General features: G+C 49.0%; 19 protein-coding genes and 1 riboswitch. Of the genes, 4 read left to right on the forward strand and 15 right to left on the reverse strand.

Annotated elements, in window-relative coordinates:
* Positions 1-67 precede the first annotated feature (67 nt).
* From G548_RS0100525 to G548_RS0100540, 3 genes are all read right to left on the reverse strand, one after another.
* On the reverse strand, positions 68-391 hold the full coding sequence (locus G548_RS0100525) for a hypothetical protein (protein WP_022792191.1): 324 nt from the start codon (positions 389-391) through the stop codon (positions 68-70).
* Positions 392-664: 273 nt separating this feature from the next.
* The gene (odhB, locus tag G548_RS0100535) at positions 665-1,951 is read right to left on the reverse strand and encodes a 2-oxoglutarate dehydrogenase complex dihydrolipoyllysine-residue succinyltransferase (protein WP_022792192.1); all 1,287 of its coding nucleotides are present in this window, start codon (positions 1,949-1,951) and stop codon (positions 665-667) included.
* Between the two features lie 13 nt (positions 1,952-1,964).
* On the reverse strand, positions 1,965-4,811 hold the full coding sequence (locus G548_RS0100540; RefSeq protein ID WP_022792193.1) for a 2-oxoglutarate dehydrogenase E1 component: 2,847 nt from the start codon (positions 4,809-4,811) through the stop codon (positions 1,965-1,967).
* A gap of 462 nt (positions 4,812-5,273) precedes the next feature.
* On the opposite strand from G548_RS0100540, the gene G548_RS0100545 reads away from it, so the two are divergent.
* A complete protein-coding gene (locus G548_RS0100545) occupies positions 5,274-6,053 on the forward strand; it encodes an HAD family hydrolase (RefSeq protein ID WP_022792194.1) in 780 nt (259 codons plus the stop codon).
* Between the two features lie 13 nt (positions 6,054-6,066).
* Here G548_RS0100545 and G548_RS0100550 read toward each other — a convergent pair whose 3' ends face one another.
* The gene (locus tag G548_RS0100550) at positions 6,067-6,336 is read right to left on the reverse strand and encodes a hypothetical protein (RefSeq protein WP_022792195.1); all 270 of its coding nucleotides are present in this window, start codon (positions 6,334-6,336) and stop codon (positions 6,067-6,069) included.
* Positions 6,337-6,465: 129 nt separating this feature from the next.
* On the opposite strand from G548_RS0100550, the gene G548_RS0100555 reads away from it, so the two are divergent.
* Positions 6,466-7,803 carry a YjiH family protein gene (locus G548_RS0100555; RefSeq protein WP_022792196.1) on the forward strand — a complete coding sequence of 446 codons (1,338 nt, stop codon included), beginning with the start codon at positions 6,466-6,468 and terminating at the stop codon, positions 7,801-7,803.
* 59 nt (positions 7,804-7,862) lie between these two features.
* On the opposite strand, the gene G548_RS0100560 is transcribed toward G548_RS0100555, so the two are convergent.
* The 4 genes from G548_RS0100560 to G548_RS0100575 all read right to left on the reverse strand — a co-directional run bounded on the left by G548_RS0100560 (position 7,863) and on the right by G548_RS0100575 (position 10,013).
* Positions 7,863-8,183, reverse strand: coding sequence for a hypothetical protein (locus G548_RS0100560; protein WP_022792197.1), 321 nt, complete (start codon positions 8,181-8,183; stop codon positions 7,863-7,865).
* 130 nt (positions 8,184-8,313) lie between these two features.
* On the reverse strand, positions 8,314-9,006 hold the full coding sequence (locus G548_RS0100565; RefSeq protein WP_022792198.1) for a hypothetical protein: 693 nt from the start codon (positions 9,004-9,006) through the stop codon (positions 8,314-8,316).
* A gap of 292 nt (positions 9,007-9,298) precedes the next feature.
* The gene (locus tag G548_RS0100570; protein WP_022792199.1) at positions 9,299-9,688 is read right to left on the reverse strand and encodes a type II toxin-antitoxin system PemK/MazF family toxin; all 390 of its coding nucleotides are present in this window, start codon (positions 9,686-9,688) and stop codon (positions 9,299-9,301) included.
* Between the two features lie 58 nt (positions 9,689-9,746).
* Positions 9,747-10,013 carry a hypothetical protein gene (locus G548_RS0100575; protein ID WP_022792200.1) on the reverse strand — a complete coding sequence of 89 codons (267 nt, stop codon included), beginning with the start codon at positions 10,011-10,013 and terminating at the stop codon, positions 9,747-9,749.
* A 280-nt stretch (positions 10,014-10,293) separates the two neighbouring features.
* Positions 10,294-10,473, forward strand: a riboswitch (Lysine riboswitch).
* Positions 10,474-10,622: 149 nt separating this feature from the next.
* Between G548_RS0100575 and dapA the strand changes: the two genes are divergently transcribed.
* Together dapA and yidD are read left to right on the forward strand one after the other, a co-directional pair.
* A complete protein-coding gene (gene dapA, locus G548_RS0100580; protein ID WP_022792201.1) occupies positions 10,623-11,510 on the forward strand; it encodes a 4-hydroxy-tetrahydrodipicolinate synthase in 888 nt (295 codons plus the stop codon).
* A gap of 106 nt (positions 11,511-11,616) precedes the next feature.
* Positions 11,617-11,862 (forward strand): membrane protein insertion efficiency factor YidD, encoded by a 246-nt coding sequence (gene yidD / locus G548_RS0100585; RefSeq protein WP_022792202.1) that lies wholly within the window; start codon positions 11,617-11,619, stop codon positions 11,860-11,862.
* Here yidD and G548_RS0100590 read toward each other — a convergent pair.
* The 7 genes from G548_RS0100590 to G548_RS0100620 all read right to left on the reverse strand — a co-directional run bounded on the left by G548_RS0100590 (position 11,846) and on the right by G548_RS0100620 (position 20,516).
* Positions 11,846-12,787, reverse strand: a complete 942-nt coding sequence (locus G548_RS0100590) for a DMT family transporter (protein WP_022792203.1) — start codon at positions 12,785-12,787, stop codon at positions 11,846-11,848. The genes yidD and G548_RS0100590 overlap by 17 nt on opposite strands.
* 20 nt (positions 12,788-12,807) lie before the next feature.
* On the reverse strand, positions 12,808-14,181 hold the full coding sequence (locus G548_RS0100595) for a hypothetical protein (protein ID WP_022792204.1): 1,374 nt from the start codon (positions 14,179-14,181) through the stop codon (positions 12,808-12,810).
* Positions 14,182-14,312: 131 nt separating this feature from the next.
* Positions 14,313-15,536, reverse strand: coding sequence for a M24 family metallopeptidase (locus G548_RS16930; RefSeq protein ID WP_022792205.1), 1,224 nt, complete (start codon positions 15,534-15,536; stop codon positions 14,313-14,315).
* A gap of 35 nt (positions 15,537-15,571) precedes the next feature.
* Positions 15,572-17,011 carry an aldehyde dehydrogenase family protein gene (locus G548_RS0100605; RefSeq protein ID WP_022792206.1) on the reverse strand — a complete coding sequence of 480 codons (1,440 nt, stop codon included), beginning with the start codon at positions 17,009-17,011 and terminating at the stop codon, positions 15,572-15,574.
* A 12-nt stretch (positions 17,012-17,023) separates the two neighbouring features.
* The gene (locus G548_RS0100610) at positions 17,024-18,064 is read right to left on the reverse strand and encodes a homoserine dehydrogenase (RefSeq protein ID WP_022792207.1); all 1,041 of its coding nucleotides are present in this window, start codon (positions 18,062-18,064) and stop codon (positions 17,024-17,026) included.
* A 16-nt stretch (positions 18,065-18,080) separates the two neighbouring features.
* A complete protein-coding gene (locus G548_RS0100615) occupies positions 18,081-19,295 on the reverse strand; it encodes a M20 metallopeptidase family protein (RefSeq protein ID WP_022792208.1) in 1,215 nt (404 codons plus the stop codon).
* Between the two features lie 15 nt (positions 19,296-19,310).
* Positions 19,311-20,516: a cystathionine gamma-synthase family protein gene (locus tag G548_RS0100620; protein WP_022792209.1), complete on the reverse strand. Its 1,206-nt coding sequence runs from the start codon at positions 20,514-20,516 to the stop codon at positions 19,311-19,313.
* Positions 20,517-20,620 lie beyond the last annotated feature (104 nt).

Genomic DNA, 20,620 nt, shown 5'->3' on the forward strand with positions numbered 1-20,620 from the left:
ATACAGTATGTGAAATTAATTGACTTCCATACAAAAAACGTCCTGCTGCCAGGACGTTTTTAACTTATTAAGAAACAGCGTTCGCTGTTTTTTGTGGTTTGCTGAATCGTCTAACTCCTGCGCAGTTGAGATGTTCGAACGGACCGAATCCATGGAGGAATAGGCGCAATTCTTTTTTCAGCTGCAGGCGTTCATGGACGTACACAGAGATGTCTTCAAACTGGTAACGCGTATATGCGGCAGTTTCAGCAGGTGTGCCTACCTGTACTACTGTATCGACTGGGCCTTTGTCTTTTTTCTGATTCCAAAAATAAAATGGGTCCAGCGTAACTACGCCTCCATCTCTTCTAATACGCGCAGCTGTTTTTCGGTCCATTTTAATATTGCTCATACTATCCCTCCTTGGTATATCGTGTTCTCTCAACGATCACATAAGTGATTATATCAATAGATAGAAACGGAACGCAAGCGTTAAACGAAGAAAAAATCATTTATTTTCATTTCAGCTCTGTTTTTACGATAAAATGGCTAAAAATCAGAGATTATCGCGGAATATGAAAAAATATGAGTTTTCTTATTGCCAGCCCGGCACCGGTATAAGCCCTGCCTTCTGTTTTTCTGCAAAGAAAAAAGCCCGCCGGAAAGCGGGCTTTCTTCTCGTATATTATCCTTCAAGCAGAAGATTTTCCGGATCTTCAAGCAGCTGTTTCAGCGTTACGAGAAAACTTACTGCTTCTTTTCCATCTACGATACGGTGATCATAGGAAAGGGCCGTATACATCATCGGCCGGTTCTCCATCGTATCCTGATCGATGGCTACCGGGCGCCACTGGATCGTGTGCATTCCAAGTATACCTACCTGTGGAGCGTTCAGAATCGGTGTCGAAAGCAGTGAACCGAAAACGCCGCCGTTCGTAATAGTAAAAGTACCGCCCTGAAGATCTTTCAAGGTTAATTTATTATCACGTGCTTTTAAGGAAAGGTCCATAATTTCCTGTTCGATTTCAGCGAATGTTTTACGGTCAGCATCCCGGACTACCGGTACGACGAGACCGTCGTCAGTGGAGACAGCCATGCCGATATCATAGAACTGCTTTTTAATCACTTCTGTAGCCTGGATTTCCGCGTTCAACAACGGATATTTTTTCAATGCCGCGATAACACCCTTCGTAAAGAAGGACATAAACCCGAGACGTACGTCGTGCTGCTCCTGGAACGTATCCTTCCGGCGTTTTCTCAGGTCCATGATTGCTGACATATCCACTTCGTTAAACGTGGTCAGCATCGCTGTCTCCTGCTGGACTTCCTTCAGCCGGCTCGCAATCGTCTGACGGCGGCGGGACATTTTGACGCGTTCCACCGGTTTGCCTTCGAATTCGTCCTTCTCGCTTTTGGCAGCAGGTTTTTCAGGCTGTTTTTCCTCTTTTTTGCTGCTTCCTTTGACTTCATTATCCACATCTTCCTTGCGGACGCGTCCCTTTGGATCACTTCCGGACACTTCGTTCAAGTCAATGCCCTGCTCGCGAGCGTATTTGCGTACAGAAGGAGAAGCAACCGGCCGGTCTGCCGGTGATTCTTCTTTCGATTCTTCTTTCGTGCCTTCTTCCGATTTATCCGCTGCCGGCTCTTTGGAAGCTTCCTGTTTTTCTTCGCTTTCCTTTTCCGGAGCCGCTTCCTCTGAGCTTTTCTCTTCTGAGCTTCCGCCGCCGGCTTCACCGTTTTCATCCACTACGGCAATTACTTCGCCGACCTCAACGTTATCTCCCTCTTCTTTTAACAGTTCCTGGAGGACACCTGTTTTTTCCGACGGGATTTCCACATTCACTTTGTCAGTTTCAAGCTCAGCGATGTTTTCTCCCTGTTCGACTTTGTCCCCTGGTTTTTTTAACCATTCTGCGATTGTTCCCTCTGTAACGGATTCGCCTAGTTCTGGTACTTTGATCTCTGCCATGACTGCGTCCTCCTTATTCGTTTCCTTTTAGGGCTTCCTGGATGATGCGGTTCTGTTCTTTTTTATGGATCGTCGGATCGCCTTCTGCCGGACTCGACCTTCTGCGGCGGCCGATATAATCCACCGATACTCCTTTTGGAGCCAGGTTGTGCAGGAGCGGGTACATGTAATACCATGCGCCCATGTTTTTCGGTTCCTCCTGGACCCATTGAATTGATTTTACGTTTGGATACGTTTCTAAAATGTCACGGATTTCTTCTTCCGGAAACGGATAAAGCTCTTCAATGCGGACAATATGGATATCGCCCGGCACTTCACCGTCAGCCAGTGCTTCATGCAGGTCGATAGTCATTTTTCCTGTACCTACAAGCAGACGTTTTACTTTCTTTTTGTCTTTGCCCGTCAGCGGATCCTCCACTACGGATTGGAAAGCGCCTTCCCCGAAGGCTTCCGGTTCACTCGCGACGGTCTGATTACGCAGCAGGCTTTTTGGCGTCATGAGCACAAGTGGACGCATTTCGTCTTTTCCGAGAAATTCCGCCTGGCGCCGGAGCAGGTGAAAGTACTGTGCTGAACTCGACAGATAAGCGACATTCCAGTTGTTTTCTGCCGAGAGCGTCAGGAAACGTTCGAGTCTTGCACTCGAGTGCTCCGGCCCCTGTCCTTCGTATCCGTGCGGCAGCAGAAAGACCATACCGGACTTTTGCCCCCACTTGGCACGGCCTGCAGAGACGAACTGATCAAATATTACCTGCGCAGCGTTACCGAAATCACCAAACTGGGCTTCCCAGAGTGTCAGCGTTTCCGGGGCCTGCACATTGTAACCATATTCAAAACCGACGATACCGTTTTCGGAGAGCGGACTGTTATAGAGTGCAAAGGCTGCATTTGCTTTCGAGAACGCATGCATTGGGGAATAGATGTCCCCGTTTTTGTGGTCATGGAGCACCAGATGTCTTTGCGCGAACGTTCCTCGCTGGGAATCCTGCCCGGTTAAACGCACCGGAGTACCATCCGCGAGAATCGTTGCAAACGCTAACGCTTCGGCATGGCCCCAGTCCACTTTGCCGCCTTCTTCCATAGCCGGACCGCGGCGTTCAAGAATTTTTCTTAATTTCGGAAAGACGTTGAAGTTTTCCGGCCACGTAATGAGTTCCTGGTTAATTTCTTTCAGTTCCTTTAAGTCATAGCCGGTTTCCACTTTAGGAAGACGTTTTTCCACTTCTTCCGGTACCGGTCCAAGCTCGGTTTCCGCTTCTTTATCTTCCGCTACTTTATTGTATTGATCCCGCAGATGATTCAGCGTATCCTCTTTCAGCTGATCGGTTTCAGATTTTTTCCAGAAGCCGATTTGATCCAGATGATCCGCATAATGCTCCCGAACAGTCGGATGCTCACGGATCAGGCCGTAAAGGTATGGCTGGGTTGCTGCCGGTTCGTCTGTTTCGTTGTGGCCGTAACGACGGTAGCCGATTAAATCGATCACAAAGTCTTTATTGAATTTGTTTCTGTATTCATAAGCCAGCTGCACGGCCGCAAGACAGGCTTCCGGTTCGTCTGCGTTCACATGAATAACCGGGATTTCATAACCTTTGGCCGGGTCGCTTGAATAGGTGGTACTTCTTGCATCGTGCGTATCGGTGGTAAAGCCGAGCTGGTTATTGGCGATAATATGCACAGTGCCTCCCGTTTGATACCCTTTCAGCCGGCTCATGTTCAAGGTTTCTGTTACGACACCTTCGCCGGGAAAAGCCGCATCGCCGTGCACTAAAATAGCCATGGCCTTAGAGCCGTCCTGCTGCGGAAAGCCCGGTTCGCTGCAGTCATCCTGCGCTGCCCGCGTATAGCCTTCCACGACCGGATTGACGTATTCCAGGTGACTCGGGTTGTTGGCCAGGGAAATACGGGACTCAAACGATTCCTGGTTAATGTTTTTATCTGCTCCCAAATGGTACTTTACGTCTCCTGTCCAGCCGTAGTTAATCCCGACGGAGCCTTCTGAAGGCACGAGGTCTTTGTTCGGAGAGTGCTGAAATTCGGAGAAAATCAGGTCATAAGGCTTTCCGATGACTTTAGCCAGGACGCTCAAACGCCCCCGGTGAGCCATGCCGATCATAATATTTCTTGCCCCGTCCTGCATCGCACTGTGAGTGAGCTCTTCCATGATAGGAGCAAGAATGTCAATTCCTTCTATAGAAAAACGTTTCTGGCCGACAAACGTTTTCTGCAGAAACTGCTCGAATGCTTCTACTTCCGTAAGGCTTTTCAAAAGGGCTTTACGTTTATCCTCCGACACCGCGCTGTAAATTTCACCTGACTCGACCTTGCGATTGAGCCAGCGGTGTTCTTCCACATCATGGACGTGGTCAAATTCAAAAGCGATGGTTTTTGTATACATCTGCTTTAAATGCTCGATCGCTTCGAGGCCGTCCGACACTGATGCCGGAGCGTCCGGACAGAGGACTTCCTTTGGAATGGTCCGAAGGTCTTCCTCACTTAAACCGTATTCTTCAATGCGAAGAAATGATGTTTCTCCGTTTGGTTCCTGAAGCGGGTTGATGTCTGCAGAAAGATGGCCGTGAATGCGGATATTTTCAGCAAGCTTGACTGCATCCGCGATTTTTTCCATATTAAGTCCGGCACCGACTGCCTGGTCTTTTTCATCCACAGCAGGAGCATAGCTGACTGCTGCTTCCCCATTTGAAGACGGCGGGCCGTACTGGTCAAACCAACTTTTAATCTCCGGCTCCACGGCGTCTGGATCTTCTTTGTACACGTCGTATTGTTCCCACATATAACCCAGATTGGGACCATAAAATTCCTGCCAGGCTTCTTCAGCCCTGGATTGATGCTTACTCATCGAGTGATACCCCCAGCTTATGTGATCAATAAGTTTTCTAAATTATCATATTAGTCGTTTAATATCTATGAAGGTGAACCATTGGAATGGAGTTTCCACCATCACTTCCCTTCTTCGACTCAACCAATTCTTCGAGAACATGCCTTTTCATAAATCAGACATATTTTAACATGCTTAAAGCAGGTGCTCAAAACCTTGCACAGCCAAGTATACGAAAAATATGTATGTTCCTCGCTGCAGGAGGCCGAAAATCCGCCTGATTTCTATTTTCCGGCATCTTTAAAGCGCCATTTCTTATGAAGCGTTCTCACACACCTATATTGTACACTAATTCTTTTCACTTGACAGTCCCTAAACTGAATTATTTGCTTTTCCGGGTAGAGAGGCATATTTCTTTTTCTTAAACATTAATTGCTGTGCTATGATTTATACATACTTTTTCACTTTCACAGGGGGATTTTCATGAAAACACTTATTTTTGATTTAGACGACACCCTGCTCTGGGATAAAAAAAGCATTACCGAAGCGCTGAGAGCTACGGCTTTCGATGCCGAGATACGAACTGGTGTGCAGGCGCCCCTGCTCATGGAAACCGTGCAGCAGACTGCTCCCGAACTGTACAGGAACCTCTCTGTATATGATTTCACTAAGACGATAGGCATCAACGCGTTCGAAGGCCTCTGGGGACACTTTAACGATATTGAACACCGGCGCTTCCAGGAGATGAGCCGGCTTATTTCCTCCTATCAAAAAGAAACGTGGACCCGGTCGCTTTCGGCCCACGGCGTCCATCAGCCGGCAACAGGGGAATGGCTGAAAGACCGTTTTATTATGCACCGGCGTCACCTTCCTTATGTATATGCCGATACGTTTAACGTCCTTCACACATTAAAGGATGACTATCAGCTGTTGATGCTCACAAACGGCTCGCCAAGCCTGCAGCGGCTGAAGCTGTCACTGACCCCGGCGCTCGTGCCTTTTTTTGACCACATTATTATCAGCGGCGAATTCGGGATTGGAAAACCTGATCCTGCAATCTTCAATCATGCTCTGCGGCTCGCAGGCGCTGCTCCGGAAGATACGCTGATGGTCGGTGACAACATGAACACCGATATCGCCGGGGCAAAAAAAGCCGGGATCAAAAGCGCCTGGATTAACCACGATGGGAGCGTCCCGGCCCATGAATTCCGGGCAGAGCATGAACTGACGGCTCTCGGGGATCTGGTGCCTCTGCTTCGCTGAGCAGGCGTCCGGTTCACAAAAATGGACGAAGTTTCTTGACATAGCGCTTCACGCGGAACAGCACCTCGCGCTGCAGCGAAGGACGGGGGATCTGGGAGGCGACTGCTTTCACATCAGGATAAACTCCGTAAGCGTGGTAAGCTACCGGAATGACAGCTTCAAATAAAATATCTCCTTTTTCACGGTGTATTACTTCAGTTCTCACCTCCGCTATATGCGTGCGAAGTTCGTCTTCCGGCTCCTTTAAATAAACAGATTCAACATCAAAGATATACTGCGGCATGCCCTGATCGTGGCTCCTTTCCCTTGAGACGAATAAAAATGTCCTTTGCAAATGGCGGGTTTCGTGTTAATTTAGTACAATGTTTGTAGTAATTATACATAAAATTGTATGAATATCGAGGTGAAGAAAATGAGTTCCACCCCATCCACCAGGGCCTCGAGCGCCCTTAAATTTATTATTCCTTCATTGATTGGGATCTTTTTATTCATGGTACCTATCTCTACTGAGGACGGCTTAACCGTTCCGGTGGCTCTTCTTGCCGGATGGCTCGAAGGCTTACTGAGCGGTATACTGCCTGCAATGGGCGTTATTTTTATCGGCATCTCCGTCGCCGGCGCCATTATTGCCAGGTTCCGGCCGTTTTCCTCAGGTATTGCCGTGTCGTTGTTCCATGTGACTAACGGCTGGCTGCTCATTCGGATTTTAGGCTTTATTTTTGCCTTTTTAACTCTTTTTCAAATCGGGCCAGCCTGGCTTGTCGGGGACGCCACCGGTGGTCTTTTGCTCTATTCCCTGATTCTTCTCTTAATTACCGTCTTCTTTTTTGCCGGTTATTTTCTCCCGTTTCTGCTTAATTTCGGGCTGCTTGAATTTTTCGGTTCAATCCTGACGATTTTAATGCGCCCATTATTTACCCTTCCGGGCCGCTCATCGATTGACGGTCTTGCTTCATGGCTGGGGGACGGCACAATTGGGGTGCTTTTGACGAGCCAGCAGTATGAAAGCGGCCACTACACGCAGCGCGAAGCCGCTGTTATCAGTACGACGTTCTCTGTAGTCAGTATCACATTCACCATCACGATCCTCGGGGAACTTGACCTGCTCGCCTACACGCTGCCATATTATCTCACCATCGTGGCAGCCGGTGTGGTATGCGCACTCATTATGCCCCGGATCCCTCCGCTGTCGCGAAAGAAAAACGAGTATTACAACCAGCAGCCGGCAGAGGAAATCAAGAACGGACATACAGGCAAAAACCCTGTATCCTCCGGGTGGGAAAAAGCACTCGATAAAGCATCACGTACCCACTGGTCTTCCGTGTTGATCAGCGGTACAAAAAATGTGCTTGATATGTGGATCAGCGTTATCCCGATCGTTATGGGCCTTGGCACCATCGCTGTTGTTATTGCAGAATTCACGCCGCTTTTCGCCTGGCTCGGCGCTCCGTTTGTGCCGCTCCTGCAGCTGATGCAGGTGCCGGAGGCTGTAGCAGCCAGCGAAACCATGCTCATTGGCTTTGCGGACATGTTCCTGCCGGCTATTCTTGGTACAGATATTGAAAGCGAAATGACCCGCTTCATTATCGGGGCCCTGTCGGTCAGTCAGCTCATTTATATGTCTGAAGTCGGCGGCCTGCTGCTCGGAAGCAAGCTTCCTGTCCGCTTTATCGATCTTGTGCTGATCTTTCTGGAAAGAACCATCATTTCACTTCCGGTCATCGTTTTGATCGCTCATTTTATCTTTTAACAAAACAGCAGATGTATCGAAGAAGTCATAAAAAGCCGGCGGGAATCCGCCGGCTTTCTTTATGCTTCTGTACGTTGTTTTCCGTACCAGTCATCAAGCACTTTTGCATCGAGTATTTTGCTTTCAATAAACTTCTGCTGTTTCGTTTTGAACTCTTTCTGCCAGTCGATATTTAGTTCCTCGGCGAGCTCTACAGTAGTCAGCAGCTCCTGCCAGGCTACGTACCGTTTATACCAGAAAAACTGCGGCTGTTCATTCATATAAGGGTACAAATCGTCAAAAGCTGTGTGTTTACAGTCAATGGTGCGCTCAAATTGAGTTTTGGCTTCCTGCAATTTGCCGGCAAAAAACGTGCTGAGATTCGTTTCCTTTTGACTCATCAGCTCTCCATCCCTTCTGTATATTTACCTATATTCTGCCACAGAAACGCCTGATCGAAAAGGATTATGTCCTCACTGAGTCTTCAGAACAATAAAAAACGCTGCATTTTTGCAGCGTTTTGTTCGTCTATTAACCAATCCGGTCAAGCCGGCGCTCCATCCGCTCAAGCTGATGGTCTCCTGCTCTCTTTTTATTTGAGGATTTAATTACTTTCTTCAGCTTTTTCTTCGTCGTTCCTGCCGGAAGAAGACCTTCACTGATCAGGAACTTGTAAAAGAAGTCAAGACGCCCCGTTTCCAGCTGATAAGCACGTGGTACCTGCTGCAGATACGAAGTGACTGCATCTGATAAGGAAGCGTTGTGAGCATCCAATTCGCTGTAACGTTCTTTATACATGCGGTAATTGTTTTCGCTGAGGCGGTTCATAAGCGTCAGCAGAAAGCGCTCTTCATTTCCCTGAAGCTGAAAGCCTTTCTTTTCAATCAAACGAAGAAATACCGCAAGATCCGTGTTGTAAAAATCGAGCGCAAGCTTCATTTCACTTGTAACAGAAAGCGTCAGCGAATACTTCCCCTGCGCACGGGCAAGCAGCCGGTTGTAAAGTGCCCGGTTCACACGGTCGTTCAGAAGAAACGACGGATGGATCGTATACAAATATTTTTCAATATCTTTATTGAGAAGTTCATCAGTCCAATCATCATTTTCACGTTTCTGCCTCATCTGTACCTGCAGATCCGTATTATAACCCTGAATCCGTTCTTCTGTCTGATGGGCGAGCTGGTCGCGCTTATCCATCCATTTTTGCTTCAATGCTTTAAGCATATGAAAGCCTCCCTTCCTTATCCTCTCTCTTATAGGCTGGTTTATCCAACCCTCTCTTTATTTCCTAGAGCAGTGTATCACATCACAACTTAAAATAAAATAGAGCATTTAAAAGTTTTTCGTATTAATTTACATCTTTGCGCTACTGAGAGCTTTTAATAGGCTCACAGAATGATATATCGCTTTTTAAAGGTATTCACTTCTTTTTTTGTAACAAAAAAACCTTTCCGGACCGGAAAGGTTTTACTTATCAATATGCAGGCGGGGGCCCGCAGTCGTTATGTATGATGGATTAATTGAACTCATGCAGGCCGAGGCTTATTTCCAAACCTTTACGCACCTGCTCCATGGTTTCATCATCGAGGTGGGTAATCTTATCAGTTAACCGCTGCTTATCAATGGTACGAAGCTGTTCAAGCAGAATAACGCTGTCACGGTCAAACCGATGCTTGGCTGCATCAATTTCTACATGTGTCGGCATTTTCGCCTTTTTAATCTGTGCCGTAATAGCAGCCACAATCACCGTGGGACTGAAGCGGTTACCAATATTATTTTGAATGATAAGTACGGGGCGGACGCCTCCCTGCTCTGACCCAACTACCGGAGACAGGTCCGCAAAAAATACGTCCCCCCGTTTAACTACTTTTTTATGATGCTGATTGTTTTGTTTCGAATCACTCAAACCACCCATTCACCTCCTTTTCCGGTTGCGCGCTTATGCTGCCGGACAGGATGAACAGCTAGTCTTGTTCGTTCAGCCGTCGTTCTGTCGTCTGTGTAGATTCTGTTTCGGCATATTCAAATTCAGCGCATATTTCAGCATTTAGTGCAGCCATTTCTGCATATCCGTTCTTCAATTGTTCCTGCATGTCTTTGGATTTTTGTTTTTCAATCTGATCTTTTAACACCTGATGAAAAAAAGAATCCTTTTCTGACTGGGACAGATGTTCGATTTCCGTATAGAGTTCTTCTGGAAGTTCTAGAGCGATCTGCTGAAGCTGCGACATACGTAATTGGCCCCCTAATGTTCTGTTTTCCCTCTCTCATTATATAAGAAAGATTCCCTAAAATGAAATGTGTTTTTAAAAATTTTTTGCGAGCCCTGGAAGGAAGCCGCCCAAACAGGTGCAGTAAAGGGATAGTCAGCCAATATTTAATTATGTTTACTCAAGCCGGAATCAGGCAATACAGAAAATACAATTGATTTTCAGCCGTACTATTGTCTTTCGGGGCGTTATCTGCTATGGTGTAGTTAATTAATTTCATATCCTGCTTCTTTATTTGAGAAGTGAGGTTAGAGGCTGCGAAAACTATTAGTACGCTTTAGGAAGAGAATGAGCTCTGGTGATTAAAGCGGAAAGGGGTTTTTGCCGAAGCTGCGAACGACTCAATCGTTCAACGCTGGTCTCGTATTGAATAAATACGGGACTGTCATACAGGTTTTCTGTATGGAGGGCTATCTCACGCACGTGCGGTTCTGCTTAACAGCTGAAGCGTTCCTGCAACGATGGGCTCTTTCCATGGTTGCTTTTTTCGTGTCCGGACGGAGGCGAAGACGTGAAACCGCAAGCCCTCTCTTTTTAGGCAAGACTATACTTTTAAGAGGGTGAGTAAACATGAATTTTGGCAGATTGAGTACAGCGATGGTGACCCCATTCGATGAACACGGAGATATAGATTACACTGCATTAACCAGACTGATTAATCATTTGATCAGCACAGGCACTGAAAGCATTGTGGTCGCAGGAACGACCGGCGAATCCCCAACGCTTTCCCACGAGGAAAAAATCTCGTTGTTCCGTCACACCGTGCAGACTGTAAACGGCCGGGTGCCGGTCATTGCAGGCACAGGCTCCAACGATACAAGGGCTTCGCTTGCTTTATCCCTTGAAGCAGAAAAAACCGGCATTGATGCCGTCATGCTTGTTACTCCTTATTACAACAAGCCTTCTCAGGAGGGAATGTACCAGCATTTCCGTACCATTGCTGAAGGAATTAACACTCCTGTTATGCTTTACAATATTCCAGGGCGAAGCGCGGCCGGAATGACACCGGAAACCATTGTACGACTGTCCCATGTCAGAAACATCTGCTCCATTAAAGAAGCGAGCGGTGATCTCGAAGCTGCGGCCTATATTTTACAGCATGCACCGCAGGACTTCACCTTGTACAGCGGCGATGACAGCCTGACGCTTCCGCTTCTGTCTGTTGGAGCTACCGGAGTTGTTTCTGTTTCCGCCCATGTGGCCGGAGAGAGCATGCAGGACATGATCCAAAGCTTCTTTAATGGCCAGCCGGTCCATGCCGCTTCCCGGCACCGCGATCTGCTGCCGCTGATGAAATCCATGTTCGCGGCGCCGAGTCCAACACCCGTCAAAGCAGCCCTTGAGATGCGCGGCATTATTTCCGGCGATGTCCGCCTCCCAATGGTACGCTTAAATGCGGAAGAAGAAGCACTTCTCCGCCAGGTGGTTGAACCAGCTGTCTCCTTTTACGTCGGCTAATACAGGTCTACAGTTTTAAACCCCGCTGGTTCAGGCGGGGTTTTTCAGTTCTGCTTTTATTTGTGCTACGTTTTAAGTGCAAAAAAGACTATAGGAGTGCGTATGTATGAAAAAATTAATGGTGGCGCTGATCCGGCTGTATCAACGTTATATCTCCCGGTTCACACCTCCCTCCTGCCGGTTTTATCCTACCTGTTCCCAGTACAGTATTACCGCCTTCGAACGTTTCGGCTTTTGGAAAGGGGCCTTTTTAACGGTGCGGCGTATCGTCAAATGCCACCCCTTCCACCCGGGCGGTTTTGACGAAGTTCCGAAAAAAAAGAAACAGGCGTCCGCTAAGCATGATACTTAACGGACGTCTGTTTTCGTTTTTTTAACAGCAGCTGGTCCACCCAGCCGGTGCCAAGCAGCACTCCGGCCACAATAAATATAAATCCTCCAAGCTGGGCCGGCGACACGTTTTCTCCGAGGATGAGCGCCGAGCTTAACAGACCGAAAAAGGGCACAAAGTTGTTAAATATGGCTGTTTTCCCCGGGCCGATTTTAGAAATCGAGGCGTTATATAAAATCTGGCCGAGGCCGGTGGCGAATACCCCGGAAAGTAAAAACACGAGCCATACCCAGCCTGGAGCCGTAACATACGACTCCCACCCAGACGGGGAAAGCACGAAGCTGACCGCGAATAAACCAACAGAGCCAAGCATTAGGGTGTAAATCGTTAATACTCTTGGCGCCACCAGTTCAGACGCTTTTTTAATGAACAAAAAGCTCACGGCCTGGGCAGTCATGGCTGCAAAGATAAAAGCATCCCCCCTCGCAGCACCCCGTACTGCCTCCCCGGCTTCTCCTGTAATATTAATAAGTACTGCGCCTGCAAACCCGGCAAATACCCCGAGCCAGCGAAGCTTCGTGAAGGCGTCTCCCAAAAACAGCATGGACAAAAGCGCTGTCGTAATAGGAAGAAGCGCAAGGATGAGCGAGCTTTTCACGGCGGTTGTCTCGCTTAAACCTATAGCTAAAAACGTATGATGGCCGGTCATGCCAAACACTGCGGCCAGCAGAATATACATAAAAGCAGCCCGTGGCACCCGTTCATGTTCTTTGCGAAGAAAAACAAACAAGGCGACAGACAGGCCGGCGAGCAAAATGCGGGCAGCCTGCATATAAACCGGGTTTATTTCAGCCACCAGCACCTTCAATGCCACGACATTGAGCCCCCACATCAGCATGACAAGCATAACCGACCCATATAATTTTCCAGCTTCAAGTGGACGCATGCTAACCTCTCTCCTTCATTTTACATTACTGTTTCTCCCAGTATAAATAATACAATGCTCAGCACGACGGCTGCGCTTAGAATAAATGCTGTATTTTTCCTGATCACCTGAATGGTGGTCGCCCCCATTAAATGAGATGTCATAAGTATTGCTCCTGTAAACGGAGACACCTGGACGCCGAGCATCCAGGACATGAGCAGCAGCACGGCCATAAACGGAGCCCCCACCCCGAAAATTTCCGGCGAAAGGGCCCCTCCGAGTCCGGTAACAATGATAACAGGATGAATGCCCACCGCAGAGAGGCCCATCACGATAGCGACCACCCAGGCAATCAGCAGAATCATATAGCCCTGGAACAGAAAGCTGATGGCTTCAGAAAGCCATACCCCGGCGTCGCTGCTTCGAAGCGCAACACTGAAAAACCCAGCCGTCACAAAAATACCAATTTCGTTGTACAGCCGCTCAAACGAACCGCTTACGTGTTTCCACGTTGACTGGGCAAACGAGGCCGCCTGTTGTCGCGCCAGAGCCCATACCCACGGATACAAAAGAGCAAGCACCGAAACAATCGTCAGCATGCTGTAGGGCAGCAGTGCTTCAAGTAAAAAAGAAGCAGCAAGCAAAATACCTAAAAATAGTAAAAACGAGCGCATCGAAGAGACCGGCGGATTTGCTTCTTTTTCTTTTTCCGGAACCGTCCAGCTGTCATCGGTGAATGCCGACGAACGGAAAAATACAACGACCAGACCCGTGAATACAGCAGCCATCACAATCCCGTACGGTCCGACTTCTCCCCAGCTCAAATCATAGATGCTTAAAATCAGGGCCATGTTTACAAAATACGGCGACCAGAGCATACACGATCCAAATCCTCTGAGCACCGTTAACGCCATTCTTTTTTGTTCAAACGACGGAAAGCTTTCCTTGGCTATCCCGTACACAAGCGGCATCGAGCCGAGATTAAGAATGGCACCGATGCTTGCCGTCACGCCGTAGCCAAGCCGGTGCGGCGGCACTCCTTTTTTTTCATTCTGGCGTTCGAGGTACTGCTGAAAAGCATGCAGATGCCCCGCTTCCGACATGTACGTTCCAATCAGCGGCACTGTCAAAAAGAGCGCAAGCAGCGGCAGGTTTTCTCCGAAGCTTGTCCACACCGTCTGCCAGGAGACGCCGTAAGTCCAGAATAGAGCAATACCGGCAGCAATCAGCACGTAAACCACCCGACGGTTAAGGGGAGGCATAACAGGCAGCGAGGCCATTAGCAGCACGCCGGCGATAAAGCTGTACCCGTATTCGACAAATGGAATGCCTAAAAGCACTTCTAAAAAATAGAAAAATACAGCCGCAAAGGCTGCAGCTCCTAGTGTTGGTTTTATGTAGGCCTGCCGGTTCATGATCATTCCTCTTTTTAGTCAAGTCATCATTGCAAACATCTTTATGCTACCACTATCCGGAAAAAATAGCCAACGCCTGAGTGCCATTCATAAAAAAGCGGACTCCTTTTCGGGAGCCCGCTGCCTGTTTTTTATTTGTAATGGGCGTTCATCCGGTTTTCCGCAAAACCGTCACCGAGCACCCCAGGTTCTTTGATATACATATCCCGCGGTACGTGGCTGAGCAGTTCACAGCCATTTTCCGTGATGCGGATTGATTCGGTAATCTCTACTCCGTGGTCATCAAGCCAGATGCCAGGCATCAGATGAAACGTCATGTTCGGCTGCAAAATAGTGTGATCGCCCTTCCGGAAGCTGACCGTATGCTCGCCCCAGTCCGGCGGATAGCTCAGTCCGATGGAGTAGCCGAGGCGGGATTCCTTAAAGTACCCGCGTCTTGCGATCGTCCGGCTCCACACACTTTCCACCTCTTCTGCCGTCATCCCCGGCTTAATCGCATCCATTGTCGTTTCGATGCCTTCAACAACTGTTTCTGACAGATCATACATTTTTTCAGGAGCCTGTCCGATCGCCATCGTTCTTGCCATCGGAGTGTGATAACGCATATACGCTCCGGCAATTTCGATCGTTAAAAAGTCTCCGTAGTTATATTTGCGGTCTGTCCATGTTAAATGCGGCGTAGCTGTATTTTCGTTCGCGGGAATCATCGGCACAATCGATGTGTAGTCGCCCCCGAATTCCTTCGTTCCGAGAATCTGGGCGTTGGTAATGGCCGCAGCCACTTCATTTTCACGCACACCCACATCTACCGTGTCAAATCCGGCCTGCATGGCATTTTCGAGTATGCGGCCGGCGCGGTACATGCATTCAATTTCCGCTTCCGATTTTACCAGCCGGACCCAGTTGACAAGCGTGCTGAAATTACGGAATTCGGCATTTGGGAGACCAGCCTGGATTCGTTCGTAGCACATGGCTGTAAAATAGAAAGCATCCATTTCCAGACCGATTTTCCGGTTGCCCTGGCCGATCTCGGTCAGGATGTTTGCCGCAAAATCCATTGGATGCTTGATCGTTGACTGTACAAATTCATCAGGATACGGAATGATATGGTCGTCATCAAGCCAGGTGGTGACCACAGCACTGTGGGCATCCATTTCCCTCCCGATCCATAGCGGCTGATCTTCGTCAATCATCACAATCACCATTTGATGCACATAAAACGACCATGCGTTATATCCTGTTAAATAGTACATGTTGGATGGATTGGAGACCAATAGCACTTCAATACCATATTCCATCATTTTCATTTTCGTCTGGTTCATTCTCATCAGATACTCATCTTTTTCAAATAACATGAGCTGATCCCCCCTTTTATCCCGTTTACGCTTAATTATTCATCAATGGTAAAGCATACAAGCCGTTTTTCCGACATTTCCTCGATCGCAAACGCTACGCCTTCACGGCCGATGCCCGAATGCTTAACCCCACCAAACGGCATGGCGTCAATCCGGAAATCGCTGCTGTCGTTTACCATAACACCGCCGACGTGAAGCTTGCGCACAGCCTTCAGCGCTAAATTAATATTATTCGTATAAATGCCGGCCTGCAGGCCGAAAGGCACTCCGTTTGAGCGTGTGACTGCTTCATCAAACGTTGCCACAGAAGCAAGTATCACTACCGGGCCGAACACTTCTTCTTTTACAATCGTTAAGTGTTCCGGCACGTTCGAAAGAACCGTCGGCTCAATAAAAGCCCCGTGCCGTTTACCGCCGGCAAGCACTTTGGCCCCCGCCTCCACTGCTTCTTCAATCCAGCTTTCAATCCGTTTGGCTTCTTTTTCGTTGATGACCGGGCCGATATCTGAATCTTTGTCCATCTTTCTGCCGGCGCGCACCTGTTTAGCTTTATCCACAAACGATGCTTCAAACGCATCATAAATTTCTTCATGAGCGTACACCCGCTGAACACTCAGGCAGTTCTGGCCGGCCGCTCCAAACGCTCCATCCACGCCGGACTGCGCCGCCTTTTCAATGTCTGCATCCTTCCATACGATAAACGGGGAATTCGAGCCGAGTTCCATGGACAGCTTTTTCAGCCCTGCTTTGTGGGCAATGCTTTTTCCTGTTTCATAGCCACCGGTAAAGCTGATCATCTGTACGTCCTCTGCTTCCACCAGGATATCGCCGATGTCACGGCCTCTTCCGGTGATCACTGTCATCACCTTTTTCGGTAGACCGGCTGCAATAAACGCTTCGGCCAGCTTTAATGCGCTGAGCGGTGTTTCTGTCGCTGGTTTCACAATGACAGCATTCCCAGCGGCAATCGCCGGTGCTACCTTATGGGCCACCAGATTCAACGGATCATTAAACGGCGTGATGGCTGCTACCACACCTACCGGAAAATGATAGTAGTAGCCCATCCGGTTCGTATTGCCTTCCATCTGGTCGAAATTAATCGATTCCCCGGAAAGACGGCGTGCTTCTTCCGCTCCAAGGCGTATCGTTTCAGCGGTTCTCCGTGCTTCGCCGGAAGCTTCCGCTATCGTTTTGCTTCCTTCAAGAGCAATGATTTCCGCAAATTCCTCTGCATGATCGAGCACATAATCCGCCACTTTATTTAATATATCCATACGTTCCCGGGTGCTTAGCGCTTCGGCGATTTCCTTTCCTTCAACAGCAATCCGCACGGCTTCACGCGCATCGTCACTGCTTGCCATCGGCACTGTGCTGATAACCGACTGATCCTCGGGATTGACGACGTCGAGTGTCTGCTCCCGGCCGACCCATTCTCCGCCGAGCAGCATTTTTTGCTCTGTGATTTTTGTTGTCATATTATCCCGCCTTTATATAGTATTTCGGTCCATGTTAATCAGGTCGATCAACAAGGCAAATCCTGTTTCCGGCACGCCGGCCCCGGCGCCCATCAGCGTAATCGGGCCGCTCAGGTCGCATTCATAGGTGACTGCGTTTACCGCGCCTCCCACGTTGGCGAGAGCGTCGTCTTCGGAGAGCAGCTCCGGTTTTACAGACCCTTTGATTGTGCCCTGGTCGTTTTCGACGCGCCCGATCAGCTTCCAATGCTTGTTTTCATTTTTTGCCTGCAGCATATCTTCTGCAGAAAGAGACGTAATTCCCTGGCGCTCCACATCTTCTTTTTTCAAATCGGCTCCCATGACGACATTGGCAAGGATGACTACTTTATACAATACGTCGTAGCCTTCAACGTCGCTCGTCGGATCTGCCTCAGCGTATCCACGGGATTGGGCTTCTTGTAAGGCTTCACTGTATCCCATGCCCTGCTCCATCTGAGTGAGCACGTAATTTGTCGTGCCGTTCATAATCCCTTTAATGGAAGTAATCCGGTTCCCGGAAAGGCTCGTAAGCGGCATCCGGAGCGCCGGCGTTCCACTCATGACCGTCCCTTCGAATAAAAACCGCACTCCGTTTTCTTCCGCCAGTGCCTGAAGCTCTTTGTAGGCAAGCGCTACAGGGCCTTTATTCGTAAGAACGGCGTTTTTACCGGCCTTAAACGCTGTTTTGCAGTGATCAATCGCAGGCTGGCCGGTCTCCACATTGGTAAACGTGATTTCGATTACAGTATCAGCGTTTGACTGGGTGATGGTTTCGATGCTGTCCCAACCGCGCACGAGCCCTTCGGTATCAGGATAGTTTTCCACTGTTCCGTCTTTCTTCAGACAATCAAGAACCTTCTGCATGTCAAGGCCTTCCGGGTGGTGAAGGGAGCCTTTGTATAAATCGGAAACGGAAACTACCAAAAAATCGGAACCAAAGGTTTCTTTCAGCCAGCTCCCCCGTTCCAGCAGTATTTCTGCAAGACCGCGTCCCACTCCGCCAAACCCGATAAAATCTAATTTATGCGGCATATTTTTTCCTCCCAGTCTAATCTGTCTTGTGCTTTGTCATATAGTGTACAGCTGCTCCTGCAAGCAGGGAAGCGCCAATTGGTAAAATGGTTTCTTCAATATCAAACTGGGGCATGTGCAGCCCACTGTCTGCACGATCAGGATAACCTGCGCCGAGAAACATCATGCAGGACGGCACCTGGCGGGCCATGTAACTAAAATCTTCTCCGCCCATGCCGTAGGATTCTTCGTGAATGACCGTTTCCGGGTACAGTTCTTCAAGCACCGCCCGGTAAACCTTTACCGCATCGGGACTATTAACGAGTGCCGGCTCGCCTTCAGCAATCGTTACCTCCTGGGAGGCGTTCATCGATTCTGCTATGCGAAAGGCCTGCTGAAGCTCTTCGCGAAGCCGCTTACGGGTGGCGTCCGAATAGCTGCGCATCGTGCCGCGGATACGGACTTCGTCGGGTATAACGTTGGTCGACGCTCCTGCCTTTAATTCACCGATACTTACAACCGCCGGTTCAAGCGGAGATGTCCGGCGGGAGACGATTCCCTGCATCGCCTGCATCACAAATGTGCTGATCCAGACCGGATCCGTGGCGAGGTGCGGGTAAGCCCCGTGGCCGCCGCTTGCGCGGATGATCCCTTCAAACGTATCAATGCCTGCCATGCTCGGACCTTCCTGCAGCCTTACATGACCCGGCGTGTACTCAGGGTCCATGTGCAGCGCAAAGGCTGCTTCGGCTCCTTCGAGCCATCCACGGCTGATTAAATAAGGACTGCCGGTGCTTCCGTATTCATCCGTATCTTCTTCAGCCGGCTGAAAAATAAACCGGATTGTTCCGTTTAAATGCTCCTGCTGCTTGTGAAGCACAGAACAGGCGCCAAGCAGCATGGCGGTATGGGCATCGTGCCCGCACGCATGCATTTTCCCTTCATACGTGGAAGTGTAATCACAGTCATTTTCTTCCTGGATCGGAAGGGCGTCAATATCAGCGCGCAGAATGACGAGAGGGCCGTCACCGGCCCCGAGCTCTGCGATCACGGCCGTGTCGAGACCCGTCTCTTCTCTTCCGCTGTATACTGTTAAATGCTCAAGCCCGGCAAGCGCCTGTCTAATAAACGCTGCCGTTTCATGCTCTTCAAAGCTCAGCTCCGGCCGGCGGTGCAGACTGCGCCTCCATTCGACCAGCTGTTCTCTGATCGTTTCCGCTTCTTCTTTAATCGTTTTTGCCAATATAGTCATCGTCCAAACCGTCCTTTAGTTTTGCACGCTTTCAGCTTTTGGCAGCGAAGCCAGCGCCTGTTCCAAATCGTTGATGAGATCCTCTGTATCTTCAATGCCGACTGAGTAGCGCACGAGGCTTTCGGGAATACCGAGCGCTGCCCGCTCTTCCGGCGTATTTTCCACATGGCTTGTCGTTCTTGCCGGTCCTACCGTCGTTTCCACTGATCCCAGGTTTGCTGCCCGGTTCGCGTATTCGAGTTTTGGCAGGAACTGGCGAACAGCATCCATTCCGCCTTTTAATGAGAAGCTGAACATGCCGCCAAACTGATTCATCTGTTTTGCTGCAATGTCGTGACCCGGATGGGTTTTAAGCCCCGGATAGAATACCTGATCGACCTGCTCGTGATTTTGCAGGTGTTCAGCGATTTTCATCGCGGATTCACACTGCTGGCGCACCCGGAGATGAAGCGTCTTCATGCCCCGGATCATCAAGTAGGCAGCCATCGGATCCATCGTCGCTCCATTGATTTCACGGTAATGGAAGACTTTCTCCACCAAATCTTTCCGGCCGCATACTGCTCCGCCGAGGGCATCTGCGTGCCCGCCCAGAAACTTCGTCGCACTGTGAATAACAAGATCCACACCAAATTCGAGCGGATTCTGGTTGATCGGGGTGGCAAATGTGTTGTCAACAAACACAAGCGCTCCCACTTCCTTTGCCACACTGGTCATTCGTTCGATATCAGTAATTTTCACCGTTGGATTGGTCGGTGTTTCCAGGTATAAAATATCGCAGCCTTTACGAACTTCTGCCTCAATTTCTTCATGGTTGCCTGTTTCGCAGAGCGACACATCAATGTCCATGTGCGGCAGAAATTCGGTAAAGATTTTATTTGTACCACCGTACGTATCCCTCATGGATACTACCCGGTCACCTGGACGGAGGAACGTAGCCAGAGAGTTGCTGATCGCAGCCATGCCGGTCGAAAAACTTGTAGCCGCCTCAGCGTCTTCCAGAATTCTGATTTTTTCTTCGAACGATTGCAGGGTAGGGTTAGTATTCCGACCATAGATATGCCCTTCTTTTTTTCCAGTTGCCACGTCATACCAATGGTCTAAATCATCGTACGTATAGGCAACACTGTGGACTACCGGAACCTGGGTAGCTCCAAATGCCCGGTATTCTTTTTCTCCTGCCCATACTGCTTTTGTCGAACGATTAATGTGTGTGTTTGTCATGATTGAACACAACCTTCCCTGTTACTATTTTTTCTCTATCTTCAGTGTATAGGTTATTTGGCCAAATTCCATTCACACAATTGTATGAAGTTTCGCACTTTCTT

This window comes from Marinococcus halotolerans DSM 16375 (assembly GCF_000420725.1).
Classification (GTDB): domain Bacteria; phylum Bacillota; class Bacilli; order Bacillales; family Marinococcaceae; genus Marinococcus; species Marinococcus halotolerans.